The 19,399-nt window shown below is 39.3% G+C and carries 23 protein-coding genes; all 23 read right to left on the bottom strand.

What is annotated here, in order from left to right; genetic code table 11:
* Positions 1-13: 13 nt before the first annotated feature.
* Positions 14-3,031 carry a DEAD/DEAH box helicase gene (locus D8854_RS05815; protein WP_125450159.1) on the bottom strand — a complete coding sequence of 1,006 codons (3,018 nt, stop codon included), beginning with the start codon at positions 3,029-3,031 and terminating at the stop codon, positions 14-16.
* 45 nt (positions 3,032-3,076) lie between these two features.
* Positions 3,077-3,637: a GNAT family N-acetyltransferase gene (locus D8854_RS05810; protein WP_125425185.1), complete on the bottom strand. Its 561-nt coding sequence runs from the start codon at positions 3,635-3,637 to the stop codon at positions 3,077-3,079.
* A gap of 256 nt (positions 3,638-3,893) precedes the next feature.
* On the bottom strand, positions 3,894-4,289 hold the full coding sequence (locus tag D8854_RS05805; protein WP_125422732.1) for a helix-hairpin-helix domain-containing protein: 396 nt from the start codon (positions 4,287-4,289) through the stop codon (positions 3,894-3,896).
* A gap of 97 nt (positions 4,290-4,386) precedes the next feature.
* On the bottom strand, positions 4,387-4,641 hold the full coding sequence (locus D8854_RS05800) for a DUF1912 family protein (RefSeq protein ID WP_000119707.1): 255 nt from the start codon (positions 4,639-4,641) through the stop codon (positions 4,387-4,389).
* Positions 4,642-4,650: 9 nt separating this feature from the next.
* Positions 4,651-5,985, bottom strand: coding sequence for a DUF438 domain-containing protein (locus D8854_RS05795; RefSeq protein WP_125450157.1), 1,335 nt, complete (start codon positions 5,983-5,985; stop codon positions 4,651-4,653).
* Entirely contained in the window at positions 5,985-6,218 is a 234-nt protein-coding gene (locus tag D8854_RS05790; protein WP_000368739.1) for a DUF1858 domain-containing protein, read from the bottom strand. The genes D8854_RS05795 and D8854_RS05790 overlap by 1 nt, the downstream gene beginning before the upstream one ends.
* A 202-nt stretch (positions 6,219-6,420) precedes the next feature.
* On the bottom strand, positions 6,421-6,771 hold the full coding sequence (rbfA, locus tag D8854_RS05785; RefSeq protein ID WP_125450155.1) for a 30S ribosome-binding factor RbfA: 351 nt from the start codon (positions 6,769-6,771) through the stop codon (positions 6,421-6,423).
* Between the two features lie 165 nt (positions 6,772-6,936).
* Complete coding sequence (infB, locus tag D8854_RS05780) at positions 6,937-9,723, bottom strand: translation initiation factor IF-2 (protein ID WP_125450153.1); 2,787 nt, start codon at positions 9,721-9,723, stop codon at positions 6,937-6,939.
* Between the two features lie 16 nt (positions 9,724-9,739).
* Positions 9,740-10,039 (bottom strand): YlxQ-related RNA-binding protein, encoded by a 300-nt coding sequence (locus tag D8854_RS05775; protein WP_125450151.1) that lies wholly within the window; start codon positions 10,037-10,039, stop codon positions 9,740-9,742.
* The gene (gene rnpM / locus D8854_RS05770; protein ID WP_125450149.1) at positions 10,032-10,325 is read right to left on the bottom strand and encodes an RNase P modulator RnpM; all 294 of its coding nucleotides are present in this window, start codon (positions 10,323-10,325) and stop codon (positions 10,032-10,034) included. The genes D8854_RS05775 and rnpM overlap by 8 nt, the downstream gene beginning before the upstream one ends.
* Before the next feature lie 21 nt (positions 10,326-10,346).
* Positions 10,347-11,483: a transcription termination factor NusA gene (nusA, locus tag D8854_RS05765; RefSeq protein ID WP_125450147.1), complete on the bottom strand. Its 1,137-nt coding sequence runs from the start codon at positions 11,481-11,483 to the stop codon at positions 10,347-10,349.
* A gap of 42 nt (positions 11,484-11,525) precedes the next feature.
* Positions 11,526-12,005 carry a ribosome maturation factor RimP gene (gene rimP / locus D8854_RS05760; protein WP_125450145.1) on the bottom strand — a complete coding sequence of 160 codons (480 nt, stop codon included), beginning with the start codon at positions 12,003-12,005 and terminating at the stop codon, positions 11,526-11,528.
* Positions 12,006-12,131: 126 nt separating this feature from the next.
* A complete protein-coding gene (gene trmB, locus D8854_RS05755) occupies positions 12,132-12,767 on the bottom strand; it encodes a tRNA (guanosine(46)-N7)-methyltransferase TrmB (RefSeq protein ID WP_125450143.1) in 636 nt (211 codons plus the stop codon).
* Positions 12,764-13,558: a cell cycle regulator CcrZ gene (ccrZ, locus tag D8854_RS05750; protein ID WP_038804491.1), complete on the bottom strand. Its 795-nt coding sequence runs from the start codon at positions 13,556-13,558 to the stop codon at positions 12,764-12,766. Before ccrZ ends, trmB begins: the two co-directional genes overlap by 4 nt.
* Positions 13,559-13,720: 162 nt before the next feature.
* The gene (locus D8854_RS05740; protein ID WP_125450139.1) at positions 13,721-14,332 is read right to left on the bottom strand and encodes a CPBP family intramembrane glutamic endopeptidase; all 612 of its coding nucleotides are present in this window, start codon (positions 14,330-14,332) and stop codon (positions 13,721-13,723) included.
* Positions 14,333-14,384: 52 nt separating this feature from the next.
* On the bottom strand, positions 14,385-15,353 hold the full coding sequence (locus D8854_RS05735; protein ID WP_125450137.1) for a thioredoxin domain-containing protein: 969 nt from the start codon (positions 15,351-15,353) through the stop codon (positions 14,385-14,387).
* A gap of 845 nt (positions 15,354-16,198) precedes the next feature.
* The gene (locus D8854_RS05730; protein ID WP_125450135.1) at positions 16,199-16,399 is read right to left on the bottom strand and encodes a Blp family class II bacteriocin; all 201 of its coding nucleotides are present in this window, start codon (positions 16,397-16,399) and stop codon (positions 16,199-16,201) included.
* A gap of 288 nt (positions 16,400-16,687) precedes the next feature.
* Positions 16,688-16,984, bottom strand: coding sequence for a bacteriocin immunity protein (locus D8854_RS05725; RefSeq protein WP_038804501.1), 297 nt, complete (start codon positions 16,982-16,984; stop codon positions 16,688-16,690).
* Complete coding sequence (locus D8854_RS05720; RefSeq protein ID WP_001049877.1) at positions 16,984-17,205, bottom strand: leucocin A/sakacin P family class II bacteriocin; 222 nt, start codon at positions 17,203-17,205, stop codon at positions 16,984-16,986. Before D8854_RS05720 ends, D8854_RS05725 begins: the two co-directional genes overlap by 1 nt.
* Before the next feature lie 240 nt (positions 17,206-17,445).
* Entirely contained in the window at positions 17,446-18,135 is a 690-nt protein-coding gene (locus D8854_RS05715) for a CPBP family intramembrane glutamic endopeptidase (RefSeq protein WP_038804502.1), read from the bottom strand.
* A 324-nt stretch (positions 18,136-18,459) separates the two neighbouring features.
* Positions 18,460-18,708 (bottom strand): immunity protein BlpZ, encoded by a 249-nt coding sequence (gene blpZ, locus D8854_RS05710; protein WP_000276518.1) that lies wholly within the window; start codon positions 18,706-18,708, stop codon positions 18,460-18,462.
* Between the two features lie 79 nt (positions 18,709-18,787).
* Positions 18,788-19,006 (bottom strand): hypothetical protein, encoded by a 219-nt coding sequence (locus D8854_RS05705; protein ID WP_000438252.1) that lies wholly within the window; start codon positions 19,004-19,006, stop codon positions 18,788-18,790.
* A 5-nt stretch (positions 19,007-19,011) separates the two neighbouring features.
* Complete coding sequence (locus D8854_RS05700) at positions 19,012-19,386, bottom strand: immunity protein (protein WP_125450133.1); 375 nt, start codon at positions 19,384-19,386, stop codon at positions 19,012-19,014.
* Between the last annotated feature and the right edge of the window lie 13 nt (positions 19,387-19,399).

Genomic DNA, 19,399 nt, shown 5'->3' with positions numbered 1-19,399 from the left:
GTGTGTGTCCTTTCTAGTTAATTTCTAAGCTACTTTGATAAGCATCTAAAATGTCAATAGTATCCCTTATAATAGGGCTCTGTGTGGCTTTGTAAAGAGATTTATTCCCAATAATATAAAACTCTTCTTTAGCTCTAGTCGCTGCAACGTTTAAAATATTGGGTTCAGAGACAGCCCAGCGAGCAGCCCCCTCACTCATATTATCTGCTCCAAGCACAAAATATACAATCTTATTTTCTTTTCCTTGGAAAGTATGTACCGTCCCTACATTTATAGGTTTTCCATTTTCCCGCTTTGTGAAACCGATTTTATCTAGTTCTTTTGCTAGTTGAACCGATACATTTTTAAAAGGAGTAATGACATAAATATCATCAAATTCCTCATGTCTTTTCTGTAACTCTTCTTTCAAATAATCAGCTTGCTCCGGAACAAATTTATCCTTAGCACCTCCACCAACGTCAAACCATTCTCCCAGACCTCGATCTTCTTCCTTTCCTTGAACCATTAAATTATCATAAGAAATTTTATTGGAAATACTGAACATCGGATCACTAGAACGACGATGAACCCAGAGAGGAAGTCCTATCCATGTCCCATCTTGTTTTTTAAAACCATATCTACTAGCAGAATCCATCAATTCTTGCGTTGATGATACAAGATATTTAAAAGCTATCTTGTGGTGCTGTGCTAAAAATCCTAAAATATTTTTATCCATAGTCTGTACTGGTTGTATTTGAGAAGGATCTCCAACAGCCATAATACGTTTACTTCTAAAAATAGCCCCCACACTTGCTTGAGGTAATGCCTGACCAGCTTCATCAATAAATACATTACCGATACTATTTTCAGGCAAACACCGAAACATGGAATTAAAGCTTGCAAAAGTTGTACTAATAACTGGAACAGTGAAATTGACCCAATCCCACGCAGCTTTATATAAATCACTAGCATTATCTCTCATTGAATAGTTTTGAGGCTTCTCCCAAATCCATAATGCTTTTTCAAAATGCTTTTTATTGTCATATATAAATTGCTTCCTAACTGCCAGTGCTTTAATAAACAAACGACTCTGCTCTTCTCGATAGTCATCATCAAACCAAAAATTTGATACTTGTAGTTCTTCATATGGAACAGAAAAATTCAACTTTTTAACAGGGTATGTAGCAAGTTCCGATTGTAATTTCAAAATTTTTTCCTGATGACGAATTAATTTATCTTCTTGTTTAGATTTCCATTCATTATACCTCTGTTGCCTTTGACTCAATTGATTTAATTCAAGTTCATGCATTTTTATCTCTTTTTGCAAACCGTGGCAATATTGACTTTCATCATGTACTTTCTTCAGTTCTGCTTTTAGACTTTCATTCGCTTGATTCAATCTCGTAAAATAAGTATCTAATTTCGATGGTGTGAAAAGTCTTTTTAACCATAAGAAACGTGGAGCTTGTAATTTTATCAACTCAACATCTTGTGCTGCTATCTGTTTGTTAACATTTAACATAGAAATAAGACGCTCATGCTCAAACAGCTCAGATTCTATTTCCTTTTTACTATTTTCTAATTGAATATGTTTATCCCGTATTTTAGATAGTTCTGAACGTCTTTGGGCATCATCCTGATGAAACTCTATCTCAACCTGCTGGTAAGCATTTTTCAATTTTACATGCAATCGAATCTTATCTGCTATATCTTGCATCTTTTCTCTTTTATCAAATAGCTTCTGATATTGAATTTTAAACTCTTCGTATACTGATGGATTCGATTGAAATTTAGCCGAATTCAACTCTTGTCGTATTGCTTTTAAAACATTTTGCAGACGGTCTCTATTCTGTTTTTTTCCACCTTCTATCGAAAACAATCCCCAATATTTTTTGTCGTTAGAAACATCTTCATCTTCTAACAATAAATCATTACTGATTTCAGCAAAATAATCAATTTTCTTTAATTCATCTAACCAATTTAATTTCTGATAAATTTCTTTTCTTTGGGGTAATTCATTAACAATATTTTTAACAGCACCATTATTAGAACTTGCAACTACGATTCCCTTTTCTGCAATTTCTTTTGGTAATTTTGCAATAAGATCAGATTTGTCATGACAAACTAGATTCCCTTTAAGCTTAGGAGCCGATAATTCACTAATAATTCTCGCCTGTTCCGTTACCAGATCTGCAAAAATATCTTTTAAAAGTGTCGTTTTACCAGTTCCCGGAGGACCATTGACACTTCTCACATCTTCATCCGCATTCGAAGCTAAATTTACAGCTACTTGTTGCATCATGGAAAGAGCATATTTAGGGTTACTAGGAAATCTTCCTAATGGATAATTTTTCGGTTCAAGTATAGTTTCTAAATCTTTGGGATTAAAATAGGATGATTCTTTATTGCCGTCCAGATTGACCCTTACAGAATCGGATCCTGATAAATAACGATTGAGATTTTCATTATAAATTGATTTTGCATATTTCAAATCCTTTAGAAAAAATGAATGTAAATTTATTTCGTCATCGAAATTCTTAACAAAATAATATCTGCAATCACTTGGTGAAATCTCATACTTTTTGAGAAGTTTACTAAAAACTTCATTGAACTCTCCATCAAGAAACGCCTGACCTAACTGTTCTCGAAGCTCATTTTCTGCTATTAAAAAATCTTTAGGCAATTCCCTATTTTTGAAAATTTGCCCACTCATGGTTAAAAAAAACTTATCAGCCAAGAACTTCAAATCTTTATCAAAGTATAGAGCAAAAGTAAATTTATAAGAAGCTCTTCCCAATTCTTCCTCCGTCGCTTTTAAATTGTATTTGCCTCTTAACACTTCAATAATTTTTCGAAAAGGGAAAATTCCACAATAAACAGCAATCCCTGAACTGGATTTTAATTTTTGACGTTTAAAAAAATCTTTTAATATTGATTGATAATCATCACCTTGAAAAATCTTATACTTAGAATCACTTTTTTCAATATTCCCTTCTGATAATTGTTCTACTGTAATCCAGACATCTAATATTTGATTATGACTACTTCTCATCATGTCTCCCTTAAAGCATATAAAAACAAGAATATATCTTACTCATTAAAAACTCTCCCACTCACTCTTCAGCAAGCCATATATCAGACTGTCACAGCGATTGTCTTGGGCATCTTTACGGTCTCGGATACGAGCTTCGAGGGTGAAGCCAAGCTTCTCTGCGACTCGTTGACTTTGGACATTGTAGCCAAAGCAGGACAATTCAATCTTATGAAGATCCAGTTCTCTAAAAGCTAGATTAATCAAGGCACGCGCCGCTTCGGGCACATAGCCTCGCCCCCAGTAGTCTGGGTGCAAGGTATAGCCAATCTCAAGAACATCATCTTCATGGCGATGGTTGAAATCAACAGAGCCGATGATGGTTTCGGTCCCTTTGACCACAATGCCGTAGCCAGCTGGGAGATTGTCCTTTTGATTGCGTTCAGGAAGGATATGCTCTAGGTAATAAATCTCATCTTCCAAGCTCTTGACGGGTGGAAAGCCTGCTGGATAGGCGACCTCTGGTAAACTAGCGTAGGCATAGATATCCTCGGCATCAGCTACTGTACGGACTCGCAAGACAAGTCGCTCGGTCTCTATCCGTTCTGGTAATTCTGCTCTTGTCATCTTCCTCCCTCGCTTTCCATAAAAAAATGTCCCTGCCATCTACATGACAGGGACGAATGTGCTAATCCGCGGTACCACCCAATTTCGGGCAGTTGCCCGCATCTTTGTTTATTTCAATTTTCATCCATCAGCAACCAGTTTTGACACATTTGTGGACTTCTCAGCACCGCCACTTTCTGTAAAATGTGGGATTCAAAACACCTCTAATGGCTCTATTGTAGCAAGATTTTTTCGGAAATGCAAGGGACAAGAAAGATTACTTGAAGCTGATTCCGTGTTCTTTTAATTTCTTAATCGTAGCTGGGCCGATTCCTTTCAAGGCAAGGAGTTCTTTTTCTGTCCAGTTTTTGAAGTCAGAAGCCGACTTGATGCCTTCATCATAGAAAGTCTTAGCACGATCTACCGAGAGGCCTCCCAAAGTGGCTGCGAAATCTTCTACTGAATTGGCTACTTTTTGAGCTTGTTCCTTGGTTGCTTCTACTGCTTGTTCCACTTTTTTAGAGACAACTTTTCCTGCTTGGCTGGCAGATTTTTCTGCATGTTTCACGACTTTCTTGGTCTCTTCCACAACCTTAGTCACAGTATTTGAAAAGGCACCTGAACGACGAAGGCTATTTCGCAATTGTTTTTTACGTTGGAGTTTCTTTGACATGATAAAATCCTTTCAATAAAAAATCCCTGATCTGACAAGGATTTAATAAAGATATTCTATCAAGATTTCGATAAAAAATCAAGAAAGTATCACTATTTTAATAATTTCGCTCGCCAAACAATCCTTCTGGCAAATCATGAAATCCCTTGCCTGCCTTGAAATTTTCAAACTTTCCAAGCAAGAACTGGTAGGCATCCAAGCGGCTTTCGTAGCGAATCATGGCATCTTTGGCACGCTCGTCTTGGTCTTCTTCGTAGACCTTTTGACTTTCCTTGTGCGCCATGTCGTTGATCATGATCTGGGTATTGACCCAGGCTTCAAATTCCTTCATAAATTCTTGTTCGTAACTCATTGATTCTCCTTATTCTAATCCACGGAAATAGTCCGTATCAATCTCACGGTAGGGCTGAATGTCCTGAACATACTCTAGGACTCCTTGAAATTCCCCGTTCTCATCGTGTACCGCAGCATAGGTGATGTGGACAAACTTGCCTCGCGACTCAGACTTGAACCACATTTCATACTTGTCCTTGACCCCTTCACGAAGACCTTGCATGATAGCTTTGACTTTCTCCAGATATTTTGGAGGGTGACATAACTCGACATTGCGCCCAACTTGGGACGGAGTCCGTTTGAAAATCATCTCATCAGCTGGCGTATTGTCATTGTAATACTGGAAAATATCGTCTTTATTGACAAAGGTAATCTCCATAGGGAGGTGATTAAGGATGAGGTTGGCCTGCTCGACCGAGAGATAGCCATTCCCAAAAGCCTGTTGACTATGGCGGTCCAGCACTGCTTCCTTTTCCTTAGGGGTAAAGGTAATGGTAAACTGGCCTTCTGGCGTATCGATAACTTGCTGAACTTGGCCTTCAGCCATGTCTAGCTGCACGGCCTCCTCTGTACTCTTCTCCTCAACAAAACTCTGGCGTTCTGGAACCCATTTCTCAGACGGACGGATGATGGCATAGCCGTAAGCATCGCTCTCCTCCGCAATCTGAATCCAGTCATCCTGAGTGAAGGACTCAAGAAGAATCATGAGGAGGATGGACTCTTCCTTGAAAATCATACTTTCAAACTCTGTCGCAAAAGCTTCAAAAGCTTCCTTTACAGTGCTAATCGGCACTTCTGGCAGTGACTTGGCTGTCGCTAGAGCTGTCTGAAAGAGTTCTCTGATCTGATCATCCACTCCCCACATAACCTTAGGGGGTGAATCGTGACCATAGCGCTCCATGATAGGAAAGAAGAGCTCTTCCTTGCGCTGGTAGTGGATGTCAAATTGCCCCAACAGCCCCATTTGACGAACCAAACCCTTGCGCATCTCTGCCAGCATTTCCTCGTCTTCCATAGACTCATAGGTATCTAACAATCTCCGAATGCGAATCAAGGCTGCACGGAGGCCCAGATTTTCATCCTTGAAGACGCGAACTGGGTGACCAGGATGCTCGGTATCTTCCACTTCAACGCCCTTAACAGCATTTTTAAAAAGATTGGCATGGACATCACAGAGTTCCATGACATCTTCAAAGGTGACACCTGAGTCTGAGTTCATCAGCTCATGTTCCATGAGGGAAATCTCGATGGCTGAAACACCCGTAAAGGTCGCATCAAAACGCTCCTGAACTGACTCAGGAGAGGCGCCGTTGTGCAATTCTAACAAAATATCCCGTAGGATATGAATCCGTTCATCTGCCATTAGTCTAATCCAATCACTTCATAGCCGTTCGCTTCTAGCGTGCGGACAATCTTGTCCATAGGAGTTCCTTCGAGCTTCGAACCCTGTTTGAGCGATACTTTGCGACCGACTGTATTGCGCATCAAGGGATTAGCAAGTGGTTTAAAACCCAGCTCCACTAGGATTTCCAAGACTTCTGGATGCTTGTCCACCACTTCCGCAACGGGTATTGACACATCGATGATATTGTCCATGACGACCTCCATGTATGTTCTAATACTCAATGAAAATCAAAGAGCAAACTAGGAAGCTAGCCGCAGGCTGTACTTAAGTACGGCAAGGTGAAGCTGACGTGGTTTGAATTTGATTTTCGAAGAGTATAAAATGATTTTACTGCTTATATTATACCACAAGGACGATTAGCATACACCAAAAAAGAGGGGCACCCCCTCTTTCTTAGTTTTTATCCAGATTGCGTAGCATCTCGTCAATCTTATTTCCATATTCAATGGATTCATCTTTGACGAAGGTTAAATCTGGGATTTTGTACAATTTCAAATTGCGACCAAGTTCACGTTTGATGGTACCAGTTGCTTTTTCAAGCCCGATTTGAGCTTTTTGGTTATCCGAAGCAAGGTTACTCAAAATGGTGTAGTAAACCTTGGCAACAGACAAATCCCCCAGCATCTGAACACCTGTGATGGTCACACCTTGAACACGCGGATCACGGACTTTCTTTTGCAAAATCTCATTGACTTCACGCTTGATTTCCATGCCCACACGATCCGTACGGAAATGATTTGCCATGATATTCCTTTCTCTACTTTGAACCAAAAGCTAGGCCAGCAAACCTAGCTATTCCTATTAGATAGAGGAACTACAGCCATTTGAATCTAGGAAACAAACCTTAGATAGAACTGAGGTTCATCAAGGCGCTGTTAACAACGAGTCAAATGAGCTATCGTTTCTCTATTATCGTTTGATTTCTTCCATGACATAAGCCTCAATCACATCATCCATCTTGATATCATTGTAGCCATCAATCATCAATCCACCTTCACGACCGTTTGTAACTTCTTTCACATCGTCTTTGTAGTGTTTCAAGCTTGCGAGTTCGCCGTCATAGATAACGACACCGTCACGGATGACACGGACTTTAGAATCACGGGTAACCTTACCACTCATAACCATAAATCCACCGATGGTTCCCACTTTAGATACCTTGAAGGTTTCACGGATAACTGCTTCACCGATAACTTTTTCTTCGAATTCTGGATCAAGCATCCCTTTCATAGCTTCTTCCATCTCTTCGATAACCTTATAGATAATGCTGTGGAGACGGATTTCCACATCGTCAGCTTCCGCTTGTTGACGCGCTTGAGGTGTAGGGCGTACGTTGAAACCAACGATGAAGGCATTTGAAGCTTCCGCAAGAGTCACGTCAGATTCATTGATGGCACCGACTGCCGAGTGAACGATGGTAACTTTCACACCTTCCACATCGATTTTTTGAAGTGAGGCAGAAAGAGCTTCAACCGAACCTTGTACGTCGGCCTTGATGATGACGTTAACAGACTTGAGTTCACCGGCTTTAAGCGTATCAAAGAGGTTTTCAAGGCTGACACGTTGGGTAGCTTGGCGTTGTTTCATGAGGGCACGTTTTGCACGCTCTTCACCTGCTGCACGCGCAGATTTTTCATCTTCGTAAACGGCAAAGTGGTCACCCGCCATTGGCGCTTCGTTCAAACCTGTGATAGAAACTGGTGTTGATGGTCCAGCAACCTTAACACGACGACCAAGGTCATTGGTCATAGCACGCACACGACCGAAGGTATTTCCGACAACGATTGGGTCTTGGACATTCAAGGTACCTTGTTGAACAAGAAGGGTTGCAACTGCACCTTTTCCTTTATCCAAGCGCGCTTCGATAACCGTACCAATCGCACGAACTGTTGGGTCTGCCTTGAGTTCTTGGATTTCAGCTACAAGAAGGACTGTTCCCAAGAGTTCATCAATATTTTGGTTGAATTTGGCTGAGATTTCGACAAATTCAGAATCTCCACCCCAAGCTGTTGACATAACACCATGCTCTGCCAATTCACCGATAACGCGTTCTGGGTTGGCACCTGGTTTATCAATCTTGTTAATGGCTACAATGATTGGAACATTCGCCGCTTTTGAGTGGTTGATAGCTTCGATAGTCTGAGGCATAACCCCGTCGTCGGCTGCTACAACCAAGATGGTAATATCGGTAACAGATGCACCACGCGCACGCATCGATGTAAAGGCCGCGTGTCCTGGTGTATCAAGGAAGGTAATCTTCTTGCCGTTTTCAACGATTTGGTAGGCACCAATATGCTGAGTGATACCACCTGCTTCTCCTGTTGCAACACGAGAGTTACGAAGGGTATCTAGAAGGGTAGTTTTACCATGGTCAACGTGTCCCATGATCGTCACAACTGGTGGACGCTCAACCAATTCATCTTCATTGAGATAACCATCTTCGACGAAGAAACGTTCGATGTCCGCATTGTCCACTTCTACCTTTTGTTTGGCTTCGATACCATAATCTACCAATAGGAGTTCAATGGTGTCTCCATCCAAAGATTGGTTTTGTGTAGCCATAACACCCATCATAAAGAGTTTCTTAACGATTTCAGCTGGCTCACGTTTAATACGTTTTGCGATTTCCGCAACAGTCATACCATCTGTATACTCAAATTCTGTTGGCAATTCATGGAACTTACGCTCTGTAACAGGTTTTGGTGCCTGATTGCGGTTATTTTGCTTGTTGCCTTTTTTATTCTTTTTATTGTTATTCCAGTTACTATTTCTTTGATTTCTCACTTGATTCTGACTACTTCGATTCTTTTGTTGTTTTCTAGGACCATCTTCTTCGTGATCATAATCGTCACGTTCTTTGTCTGGTCGAGCTTGTTTTTTACGACGTGTGTCCACTGGCGCTTCCTTAGCTACAGGAGCTACCGCTACGGCTGGCTGAGTTTGTTCAGCTAGCTTAGCAGCTTCCTCAAAGATTTCCTCAGGTTCCTTGCGTTTATTAGCTTGAGCCAAGGCTTCTTTAGCAGCTTGCGATTGTTTGAAGCGCTCCTCGCTTGAGCGTGCGTACTCTGCATTTTGCTCTGCTTTTAGGGCTGCTGCACGGGCTTTAAAGTCAACACGTGGCTCAGCTTGTTTTGGCTGGAAGTCTTGTTGCTGACGGCGATCATTGCCACGATTTCCTTGGCCTTGTGGTTTTTTCCCTTGGTCGTTAAAACGGCGATTGTCGCGGTTTCCTTGACCAGGTTTGCCACCATTACGGCCGTCGTTTTTCGGACGGTTACCGTTTTGTTGTTGGTCACGGTTATTGCCCTTGTTTTGTTTGCGTCGCTCTGCCTGCTCTTTTGCACGTGCCTCACGCTCCGCCTTGAAGTTTCGGCTCTGCGGTCTTGCAGCCACCACTTTTTCTTCCTTAGGAGCTACAGGTGTAGCTGGTTTACTTTCTTCCTTAGCGACAACTGGTTTAGCCGCAACAGGCTTTTCAGCTTTCTTTTCTACACTTGCTTTTGGTGTCGCAGGTTTTGCTTCTGCCTTAGGGGCAGGTTCAGATTTAAAACTAGCTGCGATTTGCTCAGCAGCAGCAGCTTCCACGCTCGATGAGTGGCTTTTCACATCCAAGCCCAACTCTTTTGCACGCGCTACAACTTCTTTACTTTCTTTTCCAAGTTCTTTTGCGATTTCGTACAATCTTTTCTTAGACAAATCATGTCCTCCTCTTCTATTCCATAAGAGACCTCATTTTCTTTGTAAATCCAGCATCTGTCACAGCCAAAACCTTTCTCGATTTTCCGACTGCTATGCTTAATTCCAGTGTTGAAAACACGGTTATAACTTCTAATTGATAATAGTCACTTTTATCTTGAATCTTCTTGGTCAGATTGGGGCCAGCATCATGGGCTAGAAAGACTAGCTTGGCTTTCTGGTCTTGGATGGCCTTGACCACCAATTCCTCACCTGATATGATCCGTCCTGCTCGTTGAGCAAGACCCAAGAGATTGCTTATCTTTTGCTTATTCAAGTCCTAACTCTCTTCTTTTTACTTTGTGATCCACATAAGCGATCAACTCGTCATAAAAGCTTTCTTCAACTTCCATGTTAAAGCTGCGGTTAAAGACTTTCTTCTTTTTGGCCTCTAGGGCTTCTGTATTGTCTAGCTTGATATAAGCGCCACGGCCATTGGCCTTGCCTGTCGGATCGATAAAGACCTCTCCTTCTTTGTTCTTGACAATGCGGAGCAAATCACGCTTGTCAATCACTTCGTTAGATACAACAGACTTGCGCAAAGGGATTTTTCTTGTTTTCATCTTTCCCTCCTCTAGCAGCTTTTATTCTTCAATCAATTCATCTACATCTGCGTAATCCACTTGATCTGCTTCTTCCATAGCTTCAAACTCACTGGCAGACTTGATATCGATACGGTAACCTGTCAAATGAGCTGCCAAGCGAACGTTTTGTCCACGACGACCGATAGCAAGAGAAAGCTTGTTATCAGGTACAACGACCAAGGCACGTTTGCTGTCGTTTTCATCAAAGATAACTTGGTCAACCTCTGCAGGTGCGATGGCATTGTAGATAAACTCAGCTGGATCCGCTACCCACTCGATAACGTCAATGTTTTCTTCTACAGGAATCATACGGTCGCTCTTAGCGTCGTAGCGAGCTGGGTGGAATTTGCTGGTGATTTTCTTGATATTAGCACCACCACGCCCAACGATTGTCCCGATAGCGTCCACGTTTGGATTATGGCTACGAACGGCAACTTTAGTACGGTCACCAGCTTCGCGGGCTACGCTCATGATTTCAACAGTTCCATCGTAGACTTCTGGAATTTCTTGCTCCATCAAACGCTTAATCATTTCTGGATGGCTACGACTGACAAAGACGTTGACACCACGAGGGTTGTCTTCAACCTTGTAAACATAAACTTCGATACGATCGTGGGAAGCAAAAACTTCTCCAGGGATTTGGTCTTGTTTTGACAATTGGGCTTCGATGCTGCCAAGGTTGACATAGATGAAACGGTTGTCAAAACGTTCTACTGTACCAGACATGATTTCTTGTTCATGTTCCTTGTAAGTATTGTAAGTGATGGCACGTGTTTGTTTGCGCATTTTTTCCATGATGGTTTGCTTGGCAGATTGGGCTGCTACACGACCAAACTCAGCTGGTGCTTCTTCAAACTTGATTTTGTCACCAAGCTCATAGGCTGAATTAATGGCAAGGGCATCTTTCAAGCTGATTTCCAAACGGCTATCAAATACTTCATCAACAACTTCACGGACAGTATAAACTGTAAAGTCACCAGTCTTTTCGTTGAAGTCGATGGCTACGCTATCTGATTGACCATAGCGTCTACGATAAGCGGAACGAAGCGACTCTACTACTGCGTCGATGATGTCTTCTTTTTTGATTCCCTTGTCTTCTTCCAAAATGCGGAAGGCCTCTAGCATTTCTTTACTCATGTTTTCTTCACTTTTGAATCCTCAAAAGCTATCCTTTCTTTTCTATAATTTTACTGCTAAACGTGCTTTTGATACTAAACTGTATGGAATTTGGACAGTTTTCTTACGTGTTTTGTCCATATATTCCATAGTCAACTCATCCTCTTCAAAGGATACCAAAGTTCCTTCAAAGACTTTTTGTTTATCAATGGCTTGGTAGAGCCCGACATGGATGTATTTCCCAACTGATCCAGCGACGGCATCCTTGGTTTTCAAAGGACGTTCCAAGCCTGGACTAGTGATTTCTAGGAAATATTGTTCTGGGAAGGGATCGGGCTTGATGGTGTCTAGGACAGGACTGATAATTTCTGTCAGGTCTGCCGTGTCGTTCAAGGTAATTCCTTCGGGTTTGTCTACAAAAATACTGAGAATCATGTCACTGCCAATCTTTCCATACTCGATATCCACGAGCTCGAAAGGCGCTTGGATGACAGGTTCTACAACTTCTCTGACTAATTCTATGATTGTTGCGATTGCGTCCACCTCCTCATAAGCAAGAGGCGAAGATATTTCCCCGCCTCTCTTTCTCATATTCTTACTATCAGTATAGCACGTTTGTCAATTTATGTAAAGTATAAGCACTCAAACGGCTGGTTTTCAAGCTATTTCTTAAAATTCTGCCTCAACTCGGTAGATCACTTGACCTTTGCTGGAGAATTTTTGCTCATATTCCGTCATGACATTGCCTTCAAAATCACTGGCATGCAGGTCCAACCAAACTCCGTTCAGTTTCATCCCATACTGAGAAAAACTCACCAAGCTGTACTCAAACAAGCCACGATTGTCTGTCTTGAAATGGATTTCCCCATTCTCAGTCAAAATGCGCTTGAAGGTATCCAAGAAACTCTTGTAGGTCAAACGACGTTTTTCATGGCGTTTTTTAGGCCAAGGATCAGAAAAGTTTAGGTAGAGACGATCAATCTCACCGTCTTCAAAGTAGTCCGTCAAATCAGAACCATCTACCCACAACAACTTGATATTAGGAACTCCAACTTCTAATACCTTATCCAAGGCATAACTCAATACAGACTTTTGAATGTCAATCCCGATGTAGTTGATGTCAGGGTTTTGCTTGGCCATTCCAGATACAAAGGCCCCTTTCCCACTCCCTACTTCAACATGAATAGGATGATCATTTCCAAACAAGTCTCGCCATTTCCCTTTAGCTTCCAAGGGATTGAGGATAACATACTGGGGATTGGCCTCTAGTAACTCTGTCGCCCCTTTACGATTTCTAACTCTCATCTTTTCTTTCCATACTTGTCACGGAAGACACGCAAGGCATAAATCTCCCGGTTTACATTATCTAAATCTTGATTTACAAAGTATTTGGCAATCTGGCTCAAGTAAGAATACTGACCATACCAATACAATTTATCTAACACTGTCTGATTGTACTTATAGCCATAGTCTCTCAACCATTGACGCCACTGATGATCTGGAATATAATGACACAACATATGCGCTACATCAAACATACGATCCGTCAGACGAACCGAATCCCAATCCACTAGATAAACGAGTCCACTCTCTGTCTCAATCCAATTACTATGGTGAAGATCACCATGCACAATCGTTGCATGGTCTTCCCTAAATCCTGGAACCGTCCTGCGCAAATCATCAATCACCGAGTTTAAGTACTGATGTCGTTTCAAGACTTCGGGTGCTTCCTGCCTCCAAGACTGCAACAAGTCTACTGGCGTTTCCATGGTATATCCCAAACGGCTCAACTGCTTCATCAAGGGACGTGAGCGGTGAAGACGTGTCAAGATATTGATGATCTGCTTGCGGTTCATATCGTGCGGTGTCAAGATTTTGCCCGTCAACCATTCCTGGGCACACATATCACGACCATCTGGCAAACGACGAGTCCATAGTAATTGAGGAGCGATTTGTTCTCTGGCCAGGCCAGGTAGGATTGGAGAGGTGTTCATTTTTACAAAGACGCGCCTCCCATCAGGGTAGCTTCCCATATAAGCTTTGCCGCTCTTCCCAGGTATAGGGGTCAGCGTTAGCTCATTATCACCCAAGTCCATTTCTTTCCTCCGTATAAAGTTTCCTTACTATTCTACTAGTTTTTGGTCTATTCGTCAACCAGTCCATACCCGATTTTCAAAGAAAAGCCTCTGGATCGGCTTGAGGCATTATTATGAAAAGAAAAAGGCAAGCATCATCGTCTGCTTACCTTTTCATGATTTTTATAAATAAGTTAAGAGTGGTAAACTATTGTAAGACATGTGGACTAAAGTGGAAACCCATAGGTTTTGGCTCTTTTTGTAAGCAAATCCCAGCAACAAGCCTCCAAGTAGATAAAAAATAAACGAAGGGACATTAGAAGGTCCATGCAGGAAAGAAAAGAGAGAAGAAGTTAGCACAAGCCCTAACCAAGAATTGTCAAAAACGGCACCTTGAAGAAGGCCTCTGAAAATAAGTTCCTCCTGGATGGGGCCAAAAACTGAGGAAGTCAAAATCAAAGACAGAGAAATTCCTCTGCTGACTTCCGATAAGTGTTGAACTCCTGCGCCAGAAGAAACAGCAAAGAATTTAATATAAACCAGCGTCTCAAGTACACTTAGAAGAAAGATTACAATGAAAAGCAAAAGTTCTTTCTTGCTTAACATCCCAAAAGAAATCATTTCAAACTTTCTAGCATAAGCAACACTCAGCGCGGTTACAAGAAGACTTACAATAATCAATGCAGATTCATTTTGAAAAAAATCCCCATGGTTAATCGTATAAGGAACTGTAATTACGATTAGTAGTACTAAAAATCCAAAACAAAAGGCATGACATTTATTAAAAATGGCCATAAAATTAACCTCTCTCCGATTAGAGTCAATCAAAATAAGGATTCAAGAATTTTTATTTATGAATTCTTTGTCTCCACTTAATCATACCTGAAGTAATTAAAAGTGCAACCGCTAGACGTAATAGATTGTAACTTTCTTCCACTCCTGTATTAGGTAGTAATTGTTTACTCAAATGACTGGTTTTGGAGGGAGAATCATTCCCCTCAACCTTGGATAAAGGAGTTTGTAACTTCTCAGTATTTTCAGAAATCGTCTGAGATGACTCCCCTTGCTTCTTCTTATCTATCATTACCAAATCTTCAGACTGAACAGTTATAGTGTCAGAAGGAGGAATATTATTCTTCAATGGCTCTCTGTTATCACTGTTATTAGTCGAATTTTCCTTTGAATTCTTCACCTCTCCTGTTTTATCATCACGGACACTTCCAGTTACTGTATCCTCAGAAGATGCTATTGTTTCCGTTTGCTTAGGTGAGTTTCTCGAGTACATATAATCATAAACCTGTTGTGCAGTCGCTCCCCCACCAACCCATCCAGATATCGGACGTCCATTTCTTAAATACAAAATTGTTGGTGTTCCTGGAATACCGACTTTTTTAAATAGAAACTCTCTCGCTTCCCCATCAAAATCCTTACCATCCAAATCATAATACTCTAACTTCTTTTCAATCAAGTTATTAAATTCTTTCAATTCAGGAGAAAATTGACGACAATGAGAGCAAGTTTTTCTACCAAAATAAATAGTATGTTCCAATTGATCCTCTGTAAAAGATTGACGAACGGCTTCAATATCCACCTTTTTAAAGTCTGTAACATTCTTCTCATACTCTTCTGGGGTTACAACAGAAGGTTTATTCTCCACCTTTTCCTTAGTCGGTGGCAAAACTGGTGCCACAAGAGAACTATCATTAGTCTGTATAGAGGAAGAAGTAGTCTGCTCTTCTGCATATACAACACCCGTAGTAATAGATGCAAATACAAGTGGCACAAGTAATAGCGATTTTATATTTTGTTTCTTCATAAGAATACTCCTTTACATTTGTTAGCTTTATCTTACCTTATTTAAGATTACAAATTCATCTAAATCTTAAATGGTCATCGAAACGTCTTGAATTGTACAAACTTCATTAAAAAAGGTAAGTATTTCGAAAACACTTACCCTTTTTAATTGAGTTGTACCAAAGGTCTATTAAAAAGATGAATACTTGAAAACATCTACTATCATTCTGTTTTTTACACATTAAGCAAACCAGTTCTATAGTTTCATAATTTTTTCTTACTATGAACGTTCTTTATTTTTATATGCTTTATAATCTAATCTATGTTTTATCAGACTATAGATTGTAACAGGAGTACTCACCAGTACCACAATATTTTTCCAGAATTCCGTTGAAATCATGAGTACTCTTATACAAAGAAAAAGAGACATCAATATTACTACAACTCGGGCAAATAAATCTAAATAATCTACATACTTTTTCATATCGATACTTCATCCTTCACTTTTATCTTAATATATGATAAGTAAGCAATTTTTTAATTCTAATACTAACTAACATCCCTCCCACTCTAAACAAGAGTACTGGAGTGTTATCTATTGACCAACTTATATTTAAACTATTCAGCAATATCAATATTACTTAGCATAAACTTCAAAAATTTTAAAAACTTTTATAAAAACTCTAAATTTTACATTAACCTATAAATTATCTGTTGTTTATACTCTTCGAAAAAACCTTCAAACCAGATCGGCACCACCTTTCAGTAGGTATATGTTACTGACTTCGTAAACCTTATCCACAACAAACAGTATTTTGAGCTATCTGTGACCAGCCTTCTAGCTTATTCTTTGTTTTTCATTAAGTATCAACTAACAGGGGTAGCACAAAAAAACATATTAGCCGCCGTGCCTACACCAACCGCTCCCCACGGACCTGCAAAAACAGCACCTACGCCAATTCCAGCGGAAATTGCAGTTTCACAATCACCAAATTTTTTACCACCTTCAACGCAAGCAAGCATATCAGTATCCATACTCTCAAATTGTTCCATCATTTTTGTATTCATAACAAATACTCCTTTTATATTTTTTATTTTTGTCTTGTTGCAACTTTGACAAGTTTAGTATATCATTGTTTTTTTAAAATTTTTCATCCAAATCTTGAATTGCAAAAACTTCATAAAAAAAGGTAAGTATTTCAAAAACACTTATCCTTTAATTTGAGTTTTTTGTCTTGTTGCAACCTTGACAAGTTTAGTATAGCACTGTTTTAATTTTTTTCACTCAAATCCAGAGTCACAATAAAAATATTAGGAATACATAAACTATAATTAACATATCACCTATACTGTACCCTAGTATCCATATCTAATATTAGATAATTCTCTTAATTTTTTTATCTGATCAGACTGAATTTCAGATAAATGGAGCGCATTTTCAATTAATACATTTGAAATTTCAATGTTCATTCGACTAAGGGTATAAGGAATCGATATACTTCCTTTCTTTAATTCACATTCGTAAGAAATCAATATATCTTTCAAAGGGAGGAGTTGAGAATCACATTTTATATTTTGAATAAGTTCTTCTAATATGATGATAGCTTCACGGCGTCTTTCAACCCCACCAGAAAACCACTTTAACCCTCTCATTATAGAGGTCCACCCGAATTCCAACCTGCATTCCCACCTGAAAATCCATTAACAATAGAATTAGTAAGAATTTTATTTATAGCTTCAGGCCAGTTTACCCAGCAACCTTTAGAGTTATCACAATATAAACCATTACCGTAATATATTGTTTTTCCTCCTACTTTACTCGCAAGCATCTCAGTATCCATAATCTCAAATTGTTCCATCATTTTTAGATTCATGACAAATACTCCTTTTCATTTTTAATTTTTGTCTTGTTACAACTTTGACAAGTTTAGTATATCATTGTTTTTTAAAATTTTTCATCCAAATCTTGAATTGTCATCGAAACGTCTTGAATTGCTCAAAGAGCATAATTTCCTTAGTCAACTAATAAGAAGTGAATAAAATTAAATTCTATTATTCAGAAATCTAATCTTATTCACTTCTCATAATCGATAATTATTTTTAATCTACTATTTTTAGCTAAATATCCTGTGTAAAAAAGTCAGCAAAAATGGTAATGTTGCGAAAATATTATTAATCACATGCACCGCATAGGATGGATAAATGCTCTTGGTATAGCGGGTCAAACCAGCAAAGATGATTCCAACTGTTGCAAAGACGAAGATATCTAACAGACTAGGCAGGCTTGAAAAATGAGGGAGAGCAAATAAAATAGAAGGAAGAAGCAAATCAAGACCAAATCGCGAATGCTTAAAGAAAGCGTGTTGCAGTAATCCTCTATAGATTAACTCTTCCATCAGTGGAACCAGAAAGAACAGGGCTATATAAATACCTAGCTCTGCAAAGTTAGTCCCACTATAACCAATCAATACAGCCCAACCTTCCGCAATTGACTGGACATGTTTAGCTGTCTGAATATTAAAAGATATATGAACTATCGCTACTAGGACTGCCAGAATTGAATAACAGAGCCATTTTTCTCTCGGAACGCGAAAGAGATAGCCATGGCCTGTCTTAACAAGAATCCAAATCATGACTCCGCTAAATAGCAAACTCAAGATATTTTGAATCCAGAAGAAATTGCCAATCTGGGAAGAAAATTGCCAATAGTTTTGGACAATAAGCGTCAGTTGAGAAAGGCCAAATACGAAAAATAGGTAGGATAAAATTGCACTTGTTTTGAATAGAAGCTGATACTTTTTCATGTAATCCCTCCTTTATAAACTCGGAACATCTCTAATATAAACCATATTTCCCTAAATCCTTACTCTAAATCTTAAGTAGTGCTTGAGATTTCTTGAATGGTTAAAATAAGGGAAATTGGAAAACAGAAATATCTATGTCTTTATTTCAAAAAATCACTGCCTCCCCCAGATAAACCTGAGGAAAACAGTGATTCAGTTTTTAGGAATCAGGAATGAATGTAAGGAGATGCATTTGACATTTTTATAATAAAAATCAAAAAACAAGGTATAATCTTTATTGAAAACAGCCATAAAGGTAATCACTTAAACACTAAGTAAGCCTTCCTACAAGCCATTCTTTACCTCCAATCTCTCTAAAACAAACCATTTTAATAACCAAAATCCGACAACATAGCCAGCACCAAAGAATATAGCTATAAAAGCTATCATGGGATTCAAGAAATAGAAGATCACAACGGACACAAAGGTTAGCACAAAAACATTGAAGGCAATGGTGTCGGAAGCCAAGACTAGAATATAGGGTGTCAACCAGTCTAAGGTTTTCGAATATGGGAAAAATAAGTGTTTATACATGATATATTCCTATACAGTATAGAGAGTATAAACTCAAAGAAATACCCAGATTAATAACTCTCTATACTAACTCAATCCTCTAATGTGGCCATAAAACTGAAGCTGCTGCCCCACCAGCTGCGCAAATCAAATAAATCTGAGGAGTTGGGAAAGGGATTGTCTGCATACAAAGCGAAATCCCCTCAACTGCACCACCTACTCCACTTAAAAATGCATCTGCAAGTTGTTTATCACCAGCTGTTATCGTTGTTAGTTTTTCATCGGATAAAATGAAGAAATTATTGACTGATTGTTCCATTCTTTTCACACTTTCTTTATTAAATTAATTTGGCTAGTAGATAAAAGATAGATTAAGGCATTAAAGATAATGAAAATATGTCCGTAAAATAAAATCAAATTCGCATCCAAACCAAGATACAGTTTGACCATCACAAAGATAAGCAAAAGGATTTGAAACCATAACGTTTTTCCAAAAATAAATTTAAAGCGATTTCGAATTTCTACTTCCTTGATTTTTACCGTTACTCCTTTATTAGCAAGAAGGAAAACTCCTACTTCGAACAAGCCACTGTAGAGAACAAGCCACCCAATCGATACATTAGAGATTTGCAAAAATGTCCCTAAAAGAATATCCAAAATACTAGTCAAGAAAATAACAACAAATAATCTATATCTCATATAAATCTCCTCC

Origin of the sequence: Streptococcus mitis, assembly GCF_003943905.1 — a bacterium.
Taxonomy (GTDB): Bacteria; Bacillota; Bacilli; order Lactobacillales; family Streptococcaceae; genus Streptococcus; species Streptococcus mitis_BC.
Note: the sequence above shows the minus strand (reverse complement) of the source record. Positions and strands in the feature narration are given on the sequence as shown.